The sequence below is a fragment of the Desulfomicrobium salsuginis genome (genome assembly GCF_054657795.1).
Genome location: NZ_BAAHYA010000002.1, coordinates 1,568,233 through 1,586,525 on the forward strand (window position 1 = coordinate 1,568,233; position 18,293 = coordinate 1,586,525).

Genomic DNA, 18,293 nt, shown 5'->3' on the forward strand with positions numbered 1-18,293 from the left:
GCCGGCCAGAAAGCGCAAACGCGCTCCGCCTCGTTCAGAGGGGGAGCGCGTTTGTCGTCAGGACCGGCGGAAATCGAAAAATCAGCCTCTCCGTGCCCTGCCTTCATCCTTGGGCGGCGCCAGCGGCGCGCCGCACTTCTCGCAGCGGTCCCTGCGCCTGTCGTCGACCGAAGCCTGCTGCCTGTGCCCGCAGTGCGGGCAGACCAACGTCCTGCCCATCAGTTTACGCACCATCTCGACGAGAAACATCACGCCTCCCCCGGGCCGGTCCCGGCCCCGTCGCCGTGTCCGAGAAAAAGCCCCGCCTTGTCCGAAATCACGCTCTGTTCGCCGAAGACATGGGCCCTGTCGCCGGCGGCGAAGACCCAATCGGCTGCCGGGTTGAGCACCGTCTTCCCGTCCCGCTGCACCGCCACCACGGTCAGTCCGTGCTCCTTGCGCAGGTGGGTCTGGGCCAGGCTCCTGCCTTCGACGAACGCCCCGGGCGCCACAGCCAGCACCGTGGCCCCGAAGGACGAGCAGACGCCGTCCAGGCTGTAGGCGTCGGCCGTGTTCAGCATGGAGCGCCGCAGCATGCCGTAGCCCTCGGCGCGGATCTCGCGCACGAAACGTTCGATGTCCGCCTTGGGCACCAGGTACGTCGACAGGACGCGGATGAACATTTCCACCGAAGTCTCGTATTCCTCGGCCACCACCTCCTGCGCCCCGAGCTGCATGAGGGGCTCTATCTCGCTGACGAAACGGGTGCGCACGACAATGTGCAGGGCCGGATTGTGGGCCCGGGCCGTGGCCACGATGCGGCCGATGGCCGCCGGGTCCGAGATGACCACGGCCAGAATGCGCGCCCCCGCCACGTTGATGTGCTCCAGCACCGCCGCCTGGGACGCGTCGCCGTAGAGGATGGGCTCGCCCTTGGCCCGCTCCCGGCGCACGGTGTCGGGGTTCATTTCCAGGACGACGTAGCGGATGCCCGCCGCCTTGGCGGCCCGGGCCAGATGGTGCCCGCCCAGGCCGAAGCCGGCGATGACGAGGTGGTCGCTCATTTCGGCCTCGGCCTCACGGGGCGGCGCGGCCTTGAGGCCCGGAGGCATGAGCCTGACCAGGCGCTCGGAGATGGCCGGGACGGCGGCGATGAGGAAGGGCGTCACGGCCATGGTCATTATGGCCACGGCCAGGAAGTACTGGTATTCCACCGCGCTGAGCAGATCGCTGCCCATGCCCACGCCGGCCAGGACGAAGGAGAACTCGCCGATCTGGCACAGGCACAGGCCGCCAAGGATGGCCACGTGCCAGGGATAGCCCAGGAGTCGTCCGGCCACGGCGGCCAGGGCGGCCTTGAGGACCAGGATGGTCGTGGTCAGCCCCAGGACCTGCGGCAGGTGCGTGACCACGAAGGCCGGGTCCAGAAGCATGCCGATGGACACGAAAAAAACGCTGGTGAACACGTCGCGGAAGGGCAGCACTCCTTCCAGGGCAGAATGGCTGTACTCGGACTCGCTCATGATGAGCCCGGCCAGGAAGGCGCCCAGGGACAGGGACAGGCCGACGCTCGACGTCAGCAGGGCGATGGCGAAGCACAGGCCCAGCGTGGTCATGAGGAAGAGCTCGCGGCTGCGCGTGCGGATGACGGCCTCCAGGACGCGCGGGATGAGCTTCCTGGCGGCGACGAAAAGGACCCCGCCGACCAGGGCCGCCTTGAGGCCCATCTCGCCCAGTGACAGCCACGGGTTGCCCCCCGCCCCGGCCAGCAAGGGCACAAGCAGCATCATGGGCACCACGGCCACGTCCTGGAAGATGAGCATGCCCAGGGAGATGCGCCCGTGGGGCGCGCCCAGCTGGGCCTTTTCGGCCAGGAGCTTGAGCACAATGGCCGTGCTCGACAGCGCCGCCAGGAAGCCGATGAAGACGGCCTTGCCGATCCCCACCCCGAAGACCATGAAGGGCAGCTCGAAGACGACGATGGTCAGCAGGACCTGGGCCGCGCCGCCGATGAAGACCGGTTTCCTGAGACGCTGCAATTCCTCCAGGGACAGCTCCATGCCGATGACGAACAGCAACAGGATGACCCCAATCTCGGCGAAGATCTCGACCTCCTGCTCCGCGCCGACGAGGCCCAGCCCGTAGGGCCCGGCCAGGACGCCCGTCAGCAGGAAGCCGATGACCGGGGGAATCTTGAAGCGGTGGCTGGCGATGATCACGGCGCTGGACAGGCCGAAGATCATGACCACGTCGGACAGGATGGGTATTTCGACGCTCATGTCGCGCTCCCTGAGCCCTGCGGCGGCGGCTCGCGCCGCCGGTAGCTGTCCGCGAATTCCTGGAGCCGCCTGGCCCTGCGCTCCATGTGCGCCACCCAGGCCTCAAGGACCTCGCCGCCCTCAGCGGTCATGACGTACACCCTCTTGGCCGGTCCGGACCCTTCGGCCTCCCACCTGGACTCGACCAGTTTCTCCTCCTCCATCTGGCGCAGATGGCGGTAGATCATGCCCGGAGGTACCTCATCGCGCAGGAAGCCGTATTCCGGCAACCGCTGCAGCAATTGATAGCCGTAGGACGGCCCGTCCAGGAGAGCCATGAGGATGGACGGCTGGATGTATCGCTCGGGCTTGGCGCCGCCGGCATGCCGTGCTCCAGTATCTTTTTCACGCATTGACATATATCCTTTGAGAACATATTTTTATTACAGCAAATAAAACTCCAACCAGGGAGGCCCCATGAGCAGCTTTATTTTTGTACGTGAAAGACGCAAGGTCGAAAAGGGCGAAAAACGCCCCCGCTTCCGCGTGGTCGGCACCACCGGCGACATCAAGATCCACGCGGAGCATGCCCGCAAATGCGAACTGGACGAAATTTCCCGCCTGACCGGCGCCGAGGTGGTCTACCTGCCCAGCGACGGAGAGGGCAAGGAAGGAAAGAAGGACAAGGATAAGGATTAGTCCAGCCCAAGCGCAGAGTGCGAACGGAAACGGCCGCCCCCGGTATGGGAAGCGGCCGTTTTTTTATTATTTGTGCCGGTTATCGTGATCCGAGCCAAGCCTGGTGAACGTTTTTTCTTGACCCGGTGTGCGTCCCGGGCAGTCCACAAGGAATTTATGGCGCCTGCCCCTAGTCCTTGTAGACGATGGTCCCGACATGCTCGCCATTCAATGCGGCGAGAATGTGCTCGGGGTGGCGCAGGGCGTCGACGATCTGAAACTCCTTGAGGCACTTGGAATTCTTGAGAAAGGTCAGGACCGGGCGTTCGACGATGAGATCGTCGAGGTCCATGGCTATCAGGTCTGAGACCGAAATGCGGTCGATGAACTTGAGCTCTTCGATGTTATTGGCCTTCTTGGGGTCGTCGCTGTACAGACCGCGCTCGTCCTTAAGGTAGATGAGGGACTTGGCCCCGATGTTCTCGGCCAGCAGGAAGGCGCCGCAATCCGTGCGATGCGGCGGGATGGACCCGAATTCGGCCGGATGCTCGAAGAAGCCGTAAGGCGGGATGCCCGTGGTTATGGGCAGGTAGCCCTCGCGGCAGAACATGGTCAACTGCTCCAGGTGATCGCCGTGGCCGATGCGCACGCCTCCGTCCTTGGCCAGGAGCACCGCCAGCATCTCGGCGTTCTGGGACGAGACCTTGTCGCCGAGTTTGGACAGCACGCCCGTGGGCATGCCCAGGTCAACGCCGATGTTGTAGACGTGGCGGGCGCGGGTGCCGCCGCCGGTCATGAGCAGGAGCTTGTGCTGCTCCTTGGCCTTGAGCAGCACGTCGATGATGGGGAACAGCGCCTTGGACCCGCGGTCCATGATGGACTGGCCGCCGATCTTGAGCACGTTCACGTCCGGGTGCATGCGGAAGTATTCCGCCGACTCGGTCTTGGCCAGGAACTTCTTGCTGACCAATGATTCCCCCATGAGTGGGGTGTCGATGTGCAGCCGGCCGGTTTCCGCTTTTTCCTTGATGAGTTTGCTCATGGTTTCCTCCGGTATCGCGACGGCCGGGCGGCCGGGCGCGTCGGTCGTTAGATGTCGAACATGTCCCGCTTGAGCAGGTGGTACAGGCCGATGCCGACCACATAACCCAAAGCGAGATTGGATGCCAGGGTTATGCCCAGCATGGCCATGCAGACGAAGTATTCCTTGTGGTCCGTGATGTCCCTGACCGTCATGGCCAGCTGCGCCCCAGCGAAGACCAGCAGTGCCCCGAGCACGGACAAGGGGACGAGCTGGGCAATGGCCAGGGCCTGCGGGCCGAAGAACAGGGCTACGAGCACGAAAAGCCCGCCGATGAACAGGTTGGAGCCAGCCGTGCGGGCCCCGAAGCGGTAGTGGGCTGCCAGCCCCCCCGCGCCGTGGCACATGGGAATGCCGCCGAGGATGAAGCTGCCGATGTTGGCCAGCCCCATGCTGATGCACAGGGCCTTTCCGGTGGTCCTGGCGGCATCTTCACCGAAATATTCCCTGGCCAGATCCTCGTTGGCCAGGACCGCGTTGCCCAGAGTCATGGGCAACTGCGGCAGGGCCAGAACGAGCAGGGCCGTGGAGAAGGACGCCCAGTCCGGAAAGCCCGTAGGGAAAAGGTCGGGAAAATGCAGGCCCAGGCCGTCCAAGGGCAGCCCATTGCCCAGCAGGAGGCCCATCAGGAAGCCGAAGCCCACGACGCTGCTCGCGGCGGGAAAGCGCCGGCTGTTGATCAGAAAGAGCGTCAGGACGACCGCGATGGCCCCGAACACCCAGCTCAGCTGCAGGGGCCCGAGGGCGGACACGGCCAGGAAGGGTTCGCTCAGCCCGGCCTTGGCCTGGGTGGAACTCGTACCCAGGATGAGCCTGACCCCCTGGGCCATGAGCAGCACGCCAGTGGACAGCTGGACTCCCCGGATGACCACCCTGGGCACGAAGCGGGTGATCTGCTTCATGGCTCCGCTCATTCCGATGGCCAACAGGAGGATGCCGACCCAGAGGGTGGACGCCTGGATGACGTCCGGGGACAGGGCCATGGCCACGCCATACGAACCGATGACCTTCATGGGCTGCACGGGAGTGGTCACGCCGAAGTACATCCCGGAAAAGATGTAGTATAGTCCTATGGCCATGAAGACGCCGGCGGGAGGGAGATGATTGACGAGGACCATACCCACGGCGATGGGCAGGAGCACCCCGAGATCTCCCAGAGAACCCGCGATTTCCAACCTGTTGATGCGATACTTCACATTGCCTCCCTGCCCGTTCCGACGAGACCGGCGACATCACGTGGCAATAGACACTATTTTTAAAAAAATCGTGTCAATAAAATGCACACCTGCTACGGCAAAGTCAAGCCTTTTCCGATTGCATCCACGCACATGAAAAAACCCTCCGAACAACCGTTTCGGGCTGGTCGGAGGGAACCTCCGGGAATGGGTTGTCCCGACCACTAATACAGCGGACAACTCGGCGGCAAGTCCGGCACGCGGCCCCTCGACAGGCATTGCCGGACGCCATGCCACAATCCGGCCTTGCTCTCCATGGCGGCAACCTGAACCCCCATCCATTTTTCGCAGGACGGCGACAGGCCCAACGGGTTGCTGACCCAGGCATACCCGGCCCGAACCATCTCTTCGTTGACGCTCAACCCTTCGGTCCAGACCATGCTACGCATGCGGCCAAGCAGATCTCGCCCGACGTTGATAACATGAATCGACTTGCTTTCGACGAGCCGTGCAAAATACTGCGTACACTCATCGCCGAAATACTGAGACTTACGCGGGGCCTCGACACCATACAAATGAATACGCACAATTTTCCCATTGCAATTCATGACTTCTACGGTGTCACCGTCCAAGACCTTAACAACACGGCCATTCCATGCGTTTGCGTTCCCTGCAGCGAGAAAAAAAAGAACAAGAAGAAAAAAGATGCATGCCATGAATTGCGACACAACCCACGGTTTAAACGAAGGCGATTGAGACAAACAAGCGGTCATTCCAAAATTTCGACTGCGTCTGCACATGGTACCCCCGCACGCTTTAGACAAAATTTTGCCAACATGCATCTTGCAGGAAACAGTAAATATCACAAACACATCAACCCATGTCAGAAAAAAGGGAACGGTTCTTTCTCCTGCATTCCAGCTGCAAATTCTTCCCGCCGATGCGCACGAATCGATCCGGTGCAAACAACGGACCGAAATGCAGAACAAGCCATTGACGAACAGCCGATTCTCGGACCATCGTGCATGACGGAGGGCTCACCATGCGCGCATTCAAGGGCTCCTTGCAGCTCAAGTTCGTCTCGTCCATCATCTGCATCGTCGTGCCGCTGCTGGGGATCATCTTCTTCTGGCAGGCCATGGCCGAGGAGCGGCAGGCCTGGACGCAGATGATCAACCAGGCCCGCGTGCTGACCCGCCAGATCATCCTGACCAGGCAGTGGGTGTCCGACAGCCAGGGCGTGTTCATTCGCCAGGACTCGCCCGGCGCCCAGGGCGGCGGGGGCTTCTATTCCGACCTGCTGCCCACGGAGCGCGGCACCCTGCAGCGCTTCACGCCGTCCATGGTCACCAAGCGCCTGTCCCTCTACTCCTTCAGCCAGAACCTCTACCGCTTCCGCCTGGCCGGCCTGGCGCCCATGAACCCCGAAAACCGCCCCGACGACTTCGAGATGGAGGCCATCCGCAGCTTCGCCCAGACCGGCAGCCAGGAGTACTACGCCCTGGACAGGGGCGACGGCGAGGCCGTCTTCCACTACTCCGCCCCCCTCCTCGTCGAAGAGGCCTGCCTGTCCTGCCACAAGAACTACACCAGCGGGACCATCAGCGGCTGTCTGAGCGTCTTCCTGCCGGCCCAGCACGTGCTCGACGCCCTCGGCCGCAGCCGGGCCCAGCTCTTTGCCTCGGCCCTGGCGCTCATCGTCCTGACGGTCCTGACCCTCTACTTCCTGGTCCGCCACCTCGTGCTCAAGCCCCTTGGGCGTCTGGAGGCCGTGGCCGACGGCATCAGCCGCGGAGAGTTTCCGGGCGAGGTGCGCATCGGCAGCGGCGACGAGATGGACCGCCTGGGCAGGGCGCTCCAGGACATGAGCGGCAAGCTGGTGGAGAGCCGTTTCCGGCTGGAGGAGAAGGTCAGGAACGCCACGGGCGAACTGGCCCTGGCCAACGAGGAACTGAAGACCCTGGACCGCCTCAAGACGGATTTCCTGGCGACCATGTCCCACGAACTGCGCTCGCCCCTGACCTCCATCCGCGGCGGCCTGGACTACCTGCGCCGAACCGAGACCGCCTCCGACAGGCAGGACTACCTGCAGATCATGGACAAGAACCTGCGCCGCCTGGTGCATCTGGTCACGGACATCTTCGACATCACGCGCATCGAGGCGGACAAGGTGCAATGGAACTTCGCCACGGCCGACCTGTCCGAACTGGTGGCCGAGGTGGTCGAGATCATGGCCCAGCAGGCCGAGGAGCGGAACGTGCGACTGCGCTTCGACCAGACCGGCCCCATGCCCGCGCGCATGGACCTGGAGCGCATCGAGCAGGTTCTGGTCAATCTCACGGACAACGCCGTCAAGTACTCCCCGCCGGGAGGGACGGTGACTTTCGAGGTCGTCTGCACGGAGGGGGAAGTCCAGATCAGGGTCAGGGACCAGGGACCGGGAGTCGGGGCCGAGGACAGGGAGGCCATCTTCAAGAAGTTCCACACGGCGCCGTCGTCGGGACGGGGGGAGAAGCCGGGCGGGACGGGGCTGGGCCTGGCCATCTGCAGCCAGATTGTGCGCGCCCACGGCGGGAGGATCTGGGTCGAGGACGGCCAGGACGGAGGCAGCGTCTTCACCTTCACCCTGCCGGCAGGGAGGCTCCCGTGAGCACGGCGCGGCGCATCTTCGCCATCGGCGACATCCACGGCTGCAACGCCAGGCTGACCATGCTCCTGGAACGCCTGCCCCTGGACCTGGAACAGGACGCGCTGGTCTTTCTCGGGGATTACGTCAACAGAGGGCCTGACTCGCGCGGGGTCATCGAGACGCTCCTGGACCTGCGCTCCCGCTGCCCGCGCGCCGTGTTCCTGATGGGCAACCACGAGGAGATGCTGCTGGAATACGCCGCCGACGGCGACATCGACAGGCTCAGGCTCCTGCACGAGATGGGCGTCGAGGCGACCCTGGCCAGCTACGGCGCGGCCATGCGCGACCTGCAGGGCCTGTCCTTCCTGCCCGACTCCCACCGGGAATTCCTGGGCTCCCTGCGCATGTCCTGGGCCAGCGGGCCGTACCTCTTCGTGCACGCCGACGCCTGTCCCCTGGCCGGCGATGCGGGGACCGCCCGGAAGGGCCACTCTCCCGCCGCGGACCAGCTCCTGGCCAGCCGGCGCCTGGCCGGGGAAACGCCGACGGGTTCAGACCAGCTGGTGATCTTCGGCCACACGGCCTTCGCCACGCCGCTGGTCCGTCCCGACCGCATCGGCATCGACACCGGCGCGGTCTACGGGAACATGCTCACCGCCCTGGAACTGCCGGCCATGCGCTTTCATCACGCCTGACCGCCCCCCTCGTCCCCGTCGAGAATCTTGGCCGAGTCGTAGACCCCGTCCAGGAAGCCGCGTGCCAGACGATGGGCCGTGCCGTCGTCGCGCATGACCGCGTCCAGGCACCGGCTGAAGCCGATCAGGCGGCCGAGCATGACCAGCCTGGCCCTGACGGCCTCCCGGCCGGCGCCGGTCAGGGAGGCCGTGACCAGATCGCCCTTCACGGACGTGACGAACCCGCTCTCTTCGAGCACCTCGCGCAGGAAGAGCGCGCGGCGGCTCGTGCGCTCGGCGCTCGTGCCTCCGCCCTTGAAGCGGAAACGCACATAGTTGGCCTGGGCGCTCCCCCCGCACACGGCGTCGAGCATGGCGAAGTGGTATTCGACGCGGCTGTTGAGATTGAGGTAGTCCCTGGCGGCCAGGGCATAGTTGAAGGAGCCCACTGGGCGGGCCGAGGCCGCGTCGAGCATGTTGCGCGAGAAGAGCCCCGACAGGGCCGCGCCCACGGCCCCCGGATGCCAGGACAGGCCGGGCGTGGTCAGGCCTTCGCACAGGGCGGCCAGGGGCCGGGAGAGGATGTCGCCGGGGCCGAGGACCCGACGCCGCAGGCCGCCCCACCGGACCCCGGACGCAGGGGCGTCGCGCCGCAGCCCGCCGCCCACGTCGACCACCAGGAAATGAAAGGGCACGCCGATGTCCAGAGGATGGAGCAGCCCGCCCGCCTCCTCCATGACCATGTCCCCGGCGTGGAACATGGCCAGCACGGCCATCTCGTGCGTGTAGCGGATGAGATCGTGCAGGGAACGGCACTGGGCCAGGGAAAAGGTCGGGCCGTAGGCGTCGGTCAGGTTCAGCGGCGCCACCCGGCTGCGCAGCGTCTCCCGCGACGGGTCCAGGGTGCACCGCGCGGAGCCGTCCTGGGCCGCGCCACGCGTCCGTCCGCCCTGCGCGGGGAAGGCGGACCACAACTCGGGCGAGGCCTCGGTCACCTGGCCGTTGTCCGCGTCCAGCACCACCCACTGCCGGGCCTGCAAGGTCCGCGTCGCCCCGGCCGCGCCGGTGATCATGGGCAGGCCGAGCTCACGCGCGATGCATGACAGATGGTCCGTGGGGTTGCCCTCGTCGACGACGAGGCCGGCGAAGCGGGCCAGGTGCGGCGAGGCCTCGACCATGCTTTGGGGCAGAACCAGGACGCGCGTCCCGTCTTCGGCCTCGGGCATGGCCGCGACAACCTCCTCGAGTTCCGCCGCGCCGCGCACCGGCAGGACTCGACCCACGGCCTTGCCGGCGCCGGCGCACATGCCCGTGACCAGGGGCTCGGCCAGGGGGCCGGCCGGAGCGGCGCCCCCGCCGGCGACGCGCAGGGGCCGGGCCTGCAGCAGATGGATATTCCCGTCCTCGTCCAGGGCCCACTCGATGTCCTGGGGCATGCCGTACAGGTTTTCGACCATCTCGCCGAAGCGCGCGAGGCGACCGACCTGCTCCGGGGAAAGGAGCGCCACCTCCCGCTCGGCTTCGGGCACCTCCTCCTGGCGCAACCCGCCCGCCCCGTCCGCCACCTCGCGCACGGTCTTGCCGGCGACGAAGACCTCCCCCTCCCCTTCTCCCTCGGGGGCGTCCGAACGCCTGGGCCGGTACAGGTCCGCGGGGGCCGCGCCGCCCACGGCCAGGGTCCCCAGGCCGGGCACGGCGCTTACGAGCATGCGTCCGCTGCCAGGGCGCCCCGGATCGCGGGTCATGAGCACCCCGGCCGCACGGGCCCGGACCATGCCCTGCACGAGCACGGCCAGGTCGAACGCCGCCGGGTCCATGCCGATGCGCTGCCGGTAGGCCATGGCCCGGGCCCCGAAGCCGCTGGCCACGACCTCGCGGAAGGCGTCGAAAAGCGCCTCGTCCCCGACGACGTTGAGGACCGACGTATACTGACCGGCAAAGGAATGGGCCGCCGTGTCCTCGGCCACGCCGCTGCTGCGCACCGAGACGGCCGCACCGTTCGCAACGGCCGCACCGTTCGCAACGGCCGCGCCCATTGCGCGATGACAGGCCGACAGGGCCCCGGCCAGATCGGGCGGCAGGGGTGCGGCCAGGATCATCTCCCGGATGGCCGCGGCCGCTTCCGCAAAACCGGCCCGCCCGGCCTCCACGTCGCCCATGGCCCTCCTGACCCCGGCCTCGATCCCGCCCTGCTGCAGAAACCTGCGGCAGGCCCGCACCGTGCAGACGAATCCGTCGGGCACCGGCAGGCCCATGCGCCGCAGGGTGGCCAGATTGGCGGCCTTGCTCCCGGCCAGACGGTGCGCGGACGGGTCGACCGCGTCCAGGGGGAGGCAGGGCGCCGCGTGGCGCGGCAGGCTCGCCAGGGCCGCCAGGCTCTCGCGCACGTCGCCGGACATGCGGCCGTGCAGGGCGTAGAGTTCCTCATGGGCGTCGGCGGACAGGAGATTGAGGCCGTCGACCAGTTCGAGGGTCACGGCCAGGAGCTCCTCGGCCAGGGGGGACAATTCCTCGTCTTCGCCGCGGGCCAGGACGCGGTCCAGGTCGATGACCAGTTCCAGGGCCCGGCCGTTGTTCTCCAGAAACACGCGAAACGCGTGATAGCGCGCCTTGACCTCGTTCAGGGCCAACTCCTCCCGCTCGGCCCGGCGGGCGCGCCAGCGGTCGACGATCAGGCGCCACGGGTTCACGTCGTCGCCTCGGCCGTCTCGACAGGCTCGTCCGAAACAGGGGGAGGCATGAACCGCGCGGAAAAATCGTCGAGGATGCGCCCGACGTCCCCCTCGTCGCCCATGACCGTGTCCATCTGCCGGCAGTAGGCGGTCAGGGCACCGAGGGTCTCCAGGGCCGCACGCAGGCTGTCGTCCTCGGCCAGCTTGAGGCGCCCGACCACGAGGTTGGCCTCGCGCGTGACCAGGAAGTCCATGCGTTCGAGGACCAGGGCGATGAAACGGGCCCGGCGCTCGCGGCGCTTTCCCGCGGCCAGCCCGCCGGCGAAGCGGAAGTAGACGTAGTTGCGGCTTTGCTCCGGGCCCAGATAGGCGTCGACCACGCTGAAATGGTAGCCCATGCGCAGGCTCAGATTGAGATAGTCCGCCCCGGCGACGGCCAGCGAGGCGCCCTGGGCCTCGGTCCCACCTTCGAGCATGCCCATGGTCCGGGGCATGTTGGCCATGATGTCGCCCAGGCCCAGGGCCGAGGCGCCGTCATCCCAAGCCGCCGGCCGGTTCAGGCCACGCAGGAAGATCTCGAAGGGAACCGAGCGCACGTCGTCCACGCCGACCTCGTCCCCGGCCGCGGGGTCCACACCCCCGCCGACGTCGAGAACCCGCATGTCCAGAGGCACCCCCGCATGGAGGCGACGCGAACGGATGGCTCCGAGGCCGGGCCGCCGCTCCTGGAAATGAGCCAGTTCGTCCACGGCGCGGTCGTGGCAGAAATGAAGGATGTCGTGCATGGTGCGGCAACCCTGGACCGAAAAGCCGGGCGCTGCGGGGTTGACCAGGTGCAGGGGCATGATGAAGCGCAGCAGGCGGCGCAGGGTCCGGTATTCCGGATCCGTCGGGCTCAGGTCGCCGGCCGCGCCGTGGCGCAGAAGGGAGTCCAGGACACCGTCGTAGACCACGCCTTCGCCCGCGTCGACGGTCACGCTGCGGCCGTCGGGGATGAGGCGTGTGGCGTCGGCCAGCCCGAAGACGGCCGGCAGACGCAGTTCGCGGGCCACGGTGGCCAGGTGGCCGGCGGCGGTGCCGTACTCCGTGACCACGGCCGAGGCCATGCGCAGCACGGGCGTCAGGCGGGGCGAGGCCGTCCTGGCCACGGCCACGGCGCCGAGCGGGAAGTCCGCGGGCGCAGTGTTCTCGCGCACATGCACGGCCAGGCCGGCGGCCACGCCCGACTGCACGAGCTGGCCGCCCCTGGCCAGCACCGTGGCGCGGGCCATCTCCTCGGCCAGTTCGCCGTCCGAAGGCGCCTCCAGGCGCACGGGCCGGGGGCTGACGCGGCAGATGACACACGCCTCCCCGGCGGCCTCGCGCCACTGCGCCTCGACCGGCACGCCCAACATGCGTTCCAGGGTCATGGCCGTCTCGGCCAGGGATTTGAGGGCCGACGGCGGGATCAGGGCCGAACCGCGGCCCATGGAGCGGCTCACGGCGTCCGTGGCCCGCCGGCCGTCGGCGAAGCGCCTGCCGCCCTGGCGCGGCGTGATCTCCGACCGGACCATGTCGAAGGGGTGGACACGCCGCAGGAAAAACGCATCGTTGCCCGCTCCGGTCTGACGGGCCTCCACATGCAACATCTCCGGCTCGTCCTGGGCGCGGGTGCGAACCGCCCCGCTCACGTCCGCTGTCGGCACGGACAGCACGAGCACCGCCAGCGGCCCCGGGCAGGCCCGCGCCTCCCGTTCGATGCGCCGAACGAGTTCCAGCGCGGCGGGCAGACTCCCTTCCGGGCCGTGGTCCGCCTCGAACGTGAAAAGGTCCCCGGGCAGATCCCCGACATCCTCGACGAAATCCCCTCCGGCGCGCACGCCGGCGACAAGGAGCACGCTTCGCTCCTCGCCCATGGCCTGCAACGCCGCCGCCAGGGACGACTCGGTCGTCTCCCGCGCCGCCGAAGTCTCGACCGGCGTCCCGACCCGCCCCAGCAGCGCGTCCACACCGACCGTCGTAAGCACCGCACCGCGCGCCGCGCGCACTCCCGCGTGGCGCCCCAGTTCGGCCAGGCAGACGGCCTCGATGCCGACCAGGGGCTCCAGCTCCCAGCCAATGTCCTCCAGGGCGAGGACCGGCGCGCCGGCGCGGCCGGAGTTGCCTCCGGCCAGGATGGCGTCCAGGACGGCCAGGATGTCCTGATAGCGGTCGTAGAGGGGGACGTAGGCGTTGCCCGTCAGGGCGTTCAGGCAGTAGACGGCGTGGTGCACCAGGGACGAGACGCGGCGCACGGAGTCTTCCAGGTAGGGCCGGTCGAAGATGTACTCGCCGCCCAGGGCCTGCTCCATTTCGGCCATGCCGGCCAGGGCCGTGTTGTTCAGTTCGAGGATGGCCTTGAAATTGTGGAACAGCGCCTGCAGTCGCCAGACGCTCATTTCCGGCGTTTTCCCCCGCCGTCTGAAGATGCCGGATCGTTTCAAGGGCGCTCGCTCCTCATGCGATGCGGATCGGGGATGCGGACCGGTCCTTGCCGTCGCGCAGTTCACCCTCGATGCGTTTGACGCAGTCCACGATGTCGCCGAGCTTGAAGGGCTTGGCCACGAAATCGAAGGCGCCCTTACGGAACGACTCCTTGGCCGTCTCCAGGGTGGCGAAGCCGGTGATGACGATGACCCGGGTCCGCGGCGACGATTCCAGCGCGCCGGACAGCACCTGCATGCCGTCGGCCCCCTCCATCTTCAGGTCGGTGATGACGATGTCGAAGCTCGCCTCGCGCAGCCGGGCCAGGGCGCCGGCGCTGTCCGTGAAGGTTTCGACGTCGTATCCGGCCTTCTGGAAGGCCGGCTTGAGCCGCTTGCAGACGATGGGCTCGTCGTCGAGCACCAGAATGCGCAGCCGCGCGCCGTCCTGTTCCGTTTCACTCCTCATGTTCACCTCCGATGGAATCGCGCATGGCCTCCAGGAAGGCCCGGACATGCCGGGCCACGTCCCGCTCGCTGTGCAGCCGGGCGTCGAGCTGGCGCGCATAGCCGACAAGGCCGCCGAGCATGCGCAGACGACGGGCCATGCGGGCCGCGTCCAGCTTCTTGACCCTGCCTACGACGAGGTCGCCATGGATTTCAACCCGGAAATCGTAGCGTTCGAGCACCTCGGCCACGAACCTGGCGCGCCTGGAACGGCGGATGAAGTCCGTCACGCCGCCCAGGAAGCGGAAATAGATGTAGTTGTCGTTGAGCTCGTCGCTGCAGTACGCGTCGATGATGTTGAAATGATACCCGAGCCGCATGTTGAGATTCATGTAGTTGCGGAGCACGACCACGAGGTTGCGGCCCACGGCCTCGGGACCGGCCAGGGAGGCGCTGAAGGTGCGGGTCACGCTGGCCATGAAGCTGCCCAGGTCCACGGACACGGGCTCCGTGCACCACGTGCCGCAGGCGTCCATGCCGGCCAAAAACTCCCGCAGGGGAACCGAGACGACCTGATCCGGCCGGACGGTCTCGGATTCGGGCGGACACTCGACCCCGTCGCCGCCGTCCACGAGCAGCAGGCCCAGCGGGGCCGACGTCAGCAGGCGCCGAGGCGAGGACAGGTCGGCCGCGCCGCGCCGCTCGCTCAGGTGGATCAGCGCCTCCACCGCGCTCTCGTGGATGTAACGGGTGATGTCATGGAAGGTCCGGCAGGCCGAAGGCACGAAATTCTCCCCGTGCGGGTCCACGAGGTTGAGGGGCGCGATGTGCTTGAGCAGGCGCCGCAGCAGCCGGTACTCGTAGGAATCCTCGAAAGCGTCGTCCTCGGTCAGCTCGAAGCGGTCCGCGGCGCCGATGCGCCCCCGGAAGACCGCGTTGCGGGTCGTGTCGAGGGTGATCTCCTCGCCCTCGCGCAGCATCTCGGTGGCCACGCCCGCGTTGACCAGCGTCGGCACGCGGAACTCGCGGGCGATGGTGGACATGTGCCCGGTGGGCGAGCCGACGTCGGTGATGATGCCGCGGGCCTGGCGCATGACGCGGGAATAGCGCGGCGAGGTGTGCCGGGCCACGAGGATGGCCCCGGCGGGAAAACTCTCCAGGTCGGCGTCGGAGCGGACCAGGCGTACCGGGCCCGATGCCACGCCGCGCTGCGCCACCAGGCCCCGGCCCTCGAAGATCACCTCCGCGTCCCATGGGACCGTTTCGGCCGCGGCCGGATTTTCCGCGCCGGTCGTGGTCACGCGCAGGGGGCGGGTCTGCAGGATGTGCAGCGTCCCGCGCACGTCGAAGGACCACTCGATGTCCTGGGGGCGCTTGTAGTACCGTTCGATGGCCAGGGCGGCGTCCGCCAGTTCCTGCGCCTGGGCCGCGGTCAGAAGCGGCTCCTCGTCCGGCCCGTCGTTCTGCGGGCTCACGGCGCGGATCGCGTGGGGTTCCATCCGCTCGACGAGCATGGAGACCGCCGGGCCGCTGCCGTCGACGACGGTCCGGCACCCGCCGCGCGCCGCGTCCACGGCCATGACCTCGTCGGCGGCCGGGGCGTACGAATGGAGCACGCCGCTGACCCGCCCGCGGACCATGAGCTGGCAGCCGACGGCCATGGACACCTCGTGCTCGCGGTAGCCGCGCATGATGCGGTACCTCCAGGCCGTGGCCGAATAGGCGCTGGCCACCACCTCGCGGTAGGCCTCCATGACGCGGTCCGGAACCACGTCCAGCGCCGAGGCGTACTGCCCCGCGAAACTCGATTCGCCGTCCTCGTGCCAGGCGCTGCTGCGCACGGCCATCAGCGCGTCCAGCCCGTCCCGGCCGGCCACGAGCCGCGCGGCCGCGGACCCGACATCGCGGGCCAGCCCCCGCGGCAGCGGGGCGTCGAGGATGCGGCGGCGCATGTCGGCGGCCAGTTCGTCCAGGGCCGCGGCGTCTTCGCCGTCCCAGGCCGCGATGCCCTTGCGGGCGCGTTCCAGCAGCCCCGCGGCGTTCATGAAATCGAAAAAGGCGCGGGAGGTGATGACGAAACCCTCCGGCGCGGTCAGTCCGAGACGGCCCCTGATGTCGCCGATGTGGGCCATCTTGCCGCCGACCTGTTCGATCTGGTCGTGGCCGACGTCCCGCAGTTCCAGGATGTAGGCGTCGCCCTCCACCTGCGGCCGGCCGGCCAGCTCCTGCCAGAGCAGGTTGCGGATGCGTTCGAAGGCCATGAACAGGTCCACGTTCTTGCGCTGCGTCAGCACGCTCAGGTCGGAGATGAGCTTGAAGACGTGGTCGCCCATCTGCTCCGTGGTCTGCTCGATGTAACGCCTGTCGAAAACGTATTCGCCCCCCAGCTTGTCCCCCATGTCGGCCATGAGTTCGAGGATGCGGTTGTTGCGCTCCAGGATGTGCTGGAACTTCTTGAACAGCACCGCGAACGGGAGCTGCCTGGGTTTGGGGCGCCAGAAGGCGAACACGTTTCCGAACAGATTGGACATGATGGGGCTCCGGATCAGTGCGCGCCCTTGCTCTGGAAGACCAGCCCGATGGCCAGCCCGCTCAGGATGGCGATGACCGTGGCCAGGACGCCGTACAGCAGGCCGTTGTCGAAGGCCATGTGGCTGAGCCAGGCGGGCAGTCCGACGAGCTTCGCCCTGACGGGCATGGACGCGGTGTCGAGCACGGCGCCGTCCTGAACCGCCAAGGCCTCCAGGGTATACTCGCCGGGACTGAGGGCCGAAGGAATGGCCAGGCTCGCGGTGAAAGCCCGGACTCCGTCCTTGTCTTCCGCGAACTGAACCTGCTGCGCGGATTCGGCGTAGAGGCCGTTCCCGATTTTCAGGCGCAGCAGTTCGGTCACGGCATCCAGTTCGTCCGCGGCCGCAGGGTGCTGCTGCTCGATGCTCTCGTGCAGGCCGCCGACGCGCAGGGCGGCCCCGGCAGCGCCCAGGTCGTCAAAGCTCCTGGAGGCCGCCACGAGGTAGACGCCGGGCACGTTCTCGAATTCCACGGTGCCGACATTCATCCACAACAATCCGAAAACCTTTCCTTTCTCGCGCAGGTGCAGCGTTTGCGGCGCACCGACGAGACGCAGCACCACGTCGCTCCCGGCCGGAACCTCGCCGGACACGCGCAGGGTCGTCCCGTCGTACAGGGCGTCCATCAGGATCTCGTCCGGCGAAGACGTCAGCTCGACCTGACCGGCCGCATGCGCGCTCCCCGCGGCCACCAGGCCGAGCAGCAGGGAGATGCAGACGAATTTAAGCAAAGAAGCACGCATATCAATGTCCTCCCATGTACGCCAGAAGCACATCGGGCCTGGCGAGCAGATCGTAGAGCATCTTGACCATGACCAGGAGCACCAGCGAGGCCAGCAGGATCTTCAACTGTTCGCCGCCGAGCTTCTTGCCGAGCTTGGCGCCGACCTGGGCGCCGACGGAGGACGCCAGCAGGAGCAGCAGGGCCAGGACGAAATCCACGGTGTGGTTCTGGGAGGCCTGCATGATGGTCACGTTGATGCAGGTGAACAGGATCTGGAACAGGCTGGTCCCGACCACGACGTGCATGGGCATGCGCAGCAGGTAGACCATGACCGGCACCATGATGAAGCCGCCGCCCACGCCCATGATGGCCGCCAGCACGCCGACCAGGGTGCCAAGGACCAGCGGCATGAGCAGGGAGATGCGGATGCCCGAGCGCGGGAAGTCCATCTGCAGGGGCATGCTGCGGAGCATCCTGGCGTAGCCGGATTCGGGCTTGGACTTGGACTCGGCCTTGGGCTGCCCGGAAGCGCGCATGGACTGCAGGCTCTCCAGGAACATGTAGCCGCCCACGAACCCGAGCATGAGCACGTAGGTCAGGCTGATCAGGAAGTCCGCGTTGCCGAGCTGTCGCAGCACCTTGATGATCTGTACGCCGACGCTGCCGCCGGCGATGCCGCCGACCAGCAGCAGGAGACCCATCTTGATGTCCACGTTGCCCATGCGGAAATGGGCGAAGGTGCCGGAGGTCGAAGCCCCGACGATCTGGTTGGAGTCCGAGGCCGCGGCCACGGTCGGCGGGATACCGAACATCATCAGCAGCGGGGTCATGAGAAATCCGCCGCCCACGCCGAATATGCCGGACAGAAGCCCGACGGCGCCCCCGAGTCCCAGGATGACGAGCACGTTCACGCTGTTCCCGGCAATGGGCAGATACAGGTTGAAGGACAGGTCCATACGCTCCTC

At 67.2% G+C, this 18,293-nt stretch carries 15 protein-coding genes; 3 read left to right on the forward strand and 12 right to left on the reverse strand.

Annotated features, from left to right (window positions below):
• Positions 1-81: 81 nt before the first annotated feature.
• Genes ACYQ3G_RS14210 through ACYQ3G_RS14220 form a run of 3 tightly spaced genes read right to left on the reverse strand, consistent with a single transcriptional unit; the run spans position 82 to position 2,650 of the window.
• A complete protein-coding gene (locus ACYQ3G_RS14210; RefSeq protein WP_156902458.1) occupies positions 82-252 on the reverse strand; it encodes a transposase in 171 nt (56 codons plus the stop codon).
• A complete protein-coding gene (locus ACYQ3G_RS14215; RefSeq protein ID WP_459826678.1) occupies positions 249-2,258 on the reverse strand; it encodes a monovalent cation:proton antiporter family protein in 2,010 nt (669 codons plus the stop codon). The genes ACYQ3G_RS14210 and ACYQ3G_RS14215 overlap by 4 nt, the downstream gene beginning before the upstream one ends.
• Entirely contained in the window at positions 2,255-2,650 is a 396-nt protein-coding gene (locus ACYQ3G_RS14220) for a PadR family transcriptional regulator (protein ID WP_459826680.1), read from the reverse strand. Before ACYQ3G_RS14220 ends, ACYQ3G_RS14215 begins: the two co-directional genes overlap by 4 nt.
• Before the next feature lie 64 nt (positions 2,651-2,714).
• On the opposite strand from ACYQ3G_RS14220, the gene ACYQ3G_RS14225 reads away from it, so the two are divergent.
• Entirely contained in the window at positions 2,715-2,936 is a 222-nt protein-coding gene (locus ACYQ3G_RS14225; RefSeq protein WP_459826682.1) for a hypothetical protein, read from the forward strand.
• Between the two features lie 169 nt (positions 2,937-3,105).
• On the opposite strand, the gene ACYQ3G_RS14230 is transcribed toward ACYQ3G_RS14225, so the two are convergent.
• From ACYQ3G_RS14230 to ACYQ3G_RS14240, 3 genes are all read right to left on the reverse strand, one after another.
• On the reverse strand, positions 3,106-3,957 hold the full coding sequence (locus ACYQ3G_RS14230; RefSeq protein ID WP_459826684.1) for an amino acid kinase family protein: 852 nt from the start codon (positions 3,955-3,957) through the stop codon (positions 3,106-3,108).
• 47 nt (positions 3,958-4,004) lie between these two features.
• Complete coding sequence (locus ACYQ3G_RS14235; protein ID WP_459826686.1) at positions 4,005-5,192, reverse strand: putative sulfate/molybdate transporter; 1,188 nt, start codon at positions 5,190-5,192, stop codon at positions 4,005-4,007.
• 203 nt (positions 5,193-5,395) lie between these two features.
• A complete protein-coding gene (locus ACYQ3G_RS14240; protein ID WP_459826688.1) occupies positions 5,396-5,971 on the reverse strand; it encodes a thermonuclease family protein in 576 nt (191 codons plus the stop codon).
• A gap of 242 nt (positions 5,972-6,213) precedes the next feature.
• On the opposite strand from ACYQ3G_RS14240, the gene ACYQ3G_RS14245 reads away from it, so the two are divergent.
• Both ACYQ3G_RS14245 and ACYQ3G_RS14250 read left to right on the forward strand, forming a co-directional pair.
• Positions 6,214-7,821 carry an ATP-binding protein gene (locus ACYQ3G_RS14245; protein WP_459826690.1) on the forward strand — a complete coding sequence of 536 codons (1,608 nt, stop codon included), beginning with the start codon at positions 6,214-6,216 and terminating at the stop codon, positions 7,819-7,821.
• Positions 7,818-8,495: a metallophosphoesterase family protein gene (locus tag ACYQ3G_RS14250; protein ID WP_459826692.1), complete on the forward strand. Its 678-nt coding sequence runs from the start codon at positions 7,818-7,820 to the stop codon at positions 8,493-8,495. The genes ACYQ3G_RS14245 and ACYQ3G_RS14250 overlap by 4 nt, the downstream gene beginning before the upstream one ends.
• Here the strand turns inward: ACYQ3G_RS14250 and ACYQ3G_RS14255 are convergent.
• Genes ACYQ3G_RS14255 through ACYQ3G_RS14280 form a run of 6 tightly spaced genes read right to left on the reverse strand, consistent with a single transcriptional unit; the run spans position 8,486 to position 18,284 of the window.
• Positions 8,486-11,164 (reverse strand): PEP/pyruvate-binding domain-containing protein, encoded by a 2,679-nt coding sequence (locus ACYQ3G_RS14255; protein ID WP_459826694.1) that lies wholly within the window; start codon positions 11,162-11,164, stop codon positions 8,486-8,488. The genes ACYQ3G_RS14250 and ACYQ3G_RS14255 overlap by 10 nt on opposite strands.
• Positions 11,161-13,563, reverse strand: a complete 2,403-nt coding sequence (locus ACYQ3G_RS14260; RefSeq protein WP_459826696.1) for a PEP-utilizing enzyme — start codon at positions 13,561-13,563, stop codon at positions 11,161-11,163. The genes ACYQ3G_RS14255 and ACYQ3G_RS14260 overlap by 4 nt, the downstream gene beginning before the upstream one ends.
• 58 nt (positions 13,564-13,621) lie before the next feature.
• Positions 13,622-14,056: a response regulator gene (locus ACYQ3G_RS14265; protein WP_028576777.1), complete on the reverse strand. Its 435-nt coding sequence runs from the start codon at positions 14,054-14,056 to the stop codon at positions 13,622-13,624.
• The gene (locus ACYQ3G_RS14270; protein WP_459826698.1) at positions 14,046-16,565 is read right to left on the reverse strand and encodes a PEP/pyruvate-binding domain-containing protein; all 2,520 of its coding nucleotides are present in this window, start codon (positions 16,563-16,565) and stop codon (positions 14,046-14,048) included. The genes ACYQ3G_RS14265 and ACYQ3G_RS14270 overlap by 11 nt, the downstream gene beginning before the upstream one ends.
• 14 nt (positions 16,566-16,579) lie before the next feature.
• A complete protein-coding gene (locus ACYQ3G_RS14275) occupies positions 16,580-17,347 on the reverse strand; it encodes a TIGR02186 family protein (RefSeq protein ID WP_459826700.1) in 768 nt (255 codons plus the stop codon).
• A 1-nt stretch (position 17,348) separates the two neighbouring features.
• Entirely contained in the window at positions 17,349-18,284 is a 936-nt protein-coding gene (locus tag ACYQ3G_RS14280; RefSeq protein WP_028576774.1) for a sulfite exporter TauE/SafE family protein, read from the reverse strand.
• Positions 18,285-18,293: the final 9 nt, after the last annotated feature.

What these genes read in the sequence shown, in the direction of transcription:
- ACYQ3G_RS14260 (WP_459826696.1), bottom strand. Translation starts at nt 13,563, where the DNA reads ATGAGCGTCTGGCGACTGCAGGCGCTGTTCCACAATTTCAAGGCCATC.
- ACYQ3G_RS14275 (WP_459826700.1), bottom strand. Translation starts at nt 17,347, where the DNA reads ATGCGTGCTTCTTTGCTTAAATTCGTCTGCATCTCCCTGCTGCTCGGC.
- ACYQ3G_RS14225 (WP_459826682.1), top strand. Translation starts at nt 2,715, where the DNA reads ATGAGCAGCTTTATTTTTGTACGTGAAAGACGCAAGGTCGAAAAGGGC.
- ACYQ3G_RS14245 (WP_459826690.1), top strand. Translation starts at nt 6,214, where the DNA reads ATGCGCGCATTCAAGGGCTCCTTGCAGCTCAAGTTCGTCTCGTCCATC.
- ACYQ3G_RS14270 (WP_459826698.1), bottom strand. Translation starts at nt 16,565, where the DNA reads ATGTCCAATCTGTTCGGAAACGTGTTCGCCTTCTGGCGCCCCAAACCC.
- ACYQ3G_RS14280 (WP_028576774.1), bottom strand. Translation starts at nt 18,284, where the DNA reads ATGGACCTGTCCTTCAACCTGTATCTGCCCATTGCCGGGAACAGCGTG.
- ACYQ3G_RS14265 (WP_028576777.1), bottom strand. Translation starts at nt 14,056, where the DNA reads ATGAGGAGTGAAACGGAACAGGACGGCGCGCGGCTGCGCATTCTGGTG.
- ACYQ3G_RS14220 (WP_459826680.1), bottom strand. Translation starts at nt 2,650, where the DNA reads ATGCGTGAAAAAGATACTGGAGCACGGCATGCCGGCGGCGCCAAGCCC.
- ACYQ3G_RS14240 (WP_459826688.1), bottom strand. Translation starts at nt 5,971, where the DNA reads ATGTGCAGACGCAGTCGAAATTTTGGAATGACCGCTTGTTTGTCTCAA.
- ACYQ3G_RS14215 (WP_459826678.1), bottom strand. Translation starts at nt 2,258, where the DNA reads ATGAGCGTCGAAATACCCATCCTGTCCGACGTGGTCATGATCTTCGGC.
- ACYQ3G_RS14230 (WP_459826684.1), bottom strand. Translation starts at nt 3,957, where the DNA reads ATGAGCAAACTCATCAAGGAAAAAGCGGAAACCGGCCGGCTGCACATC.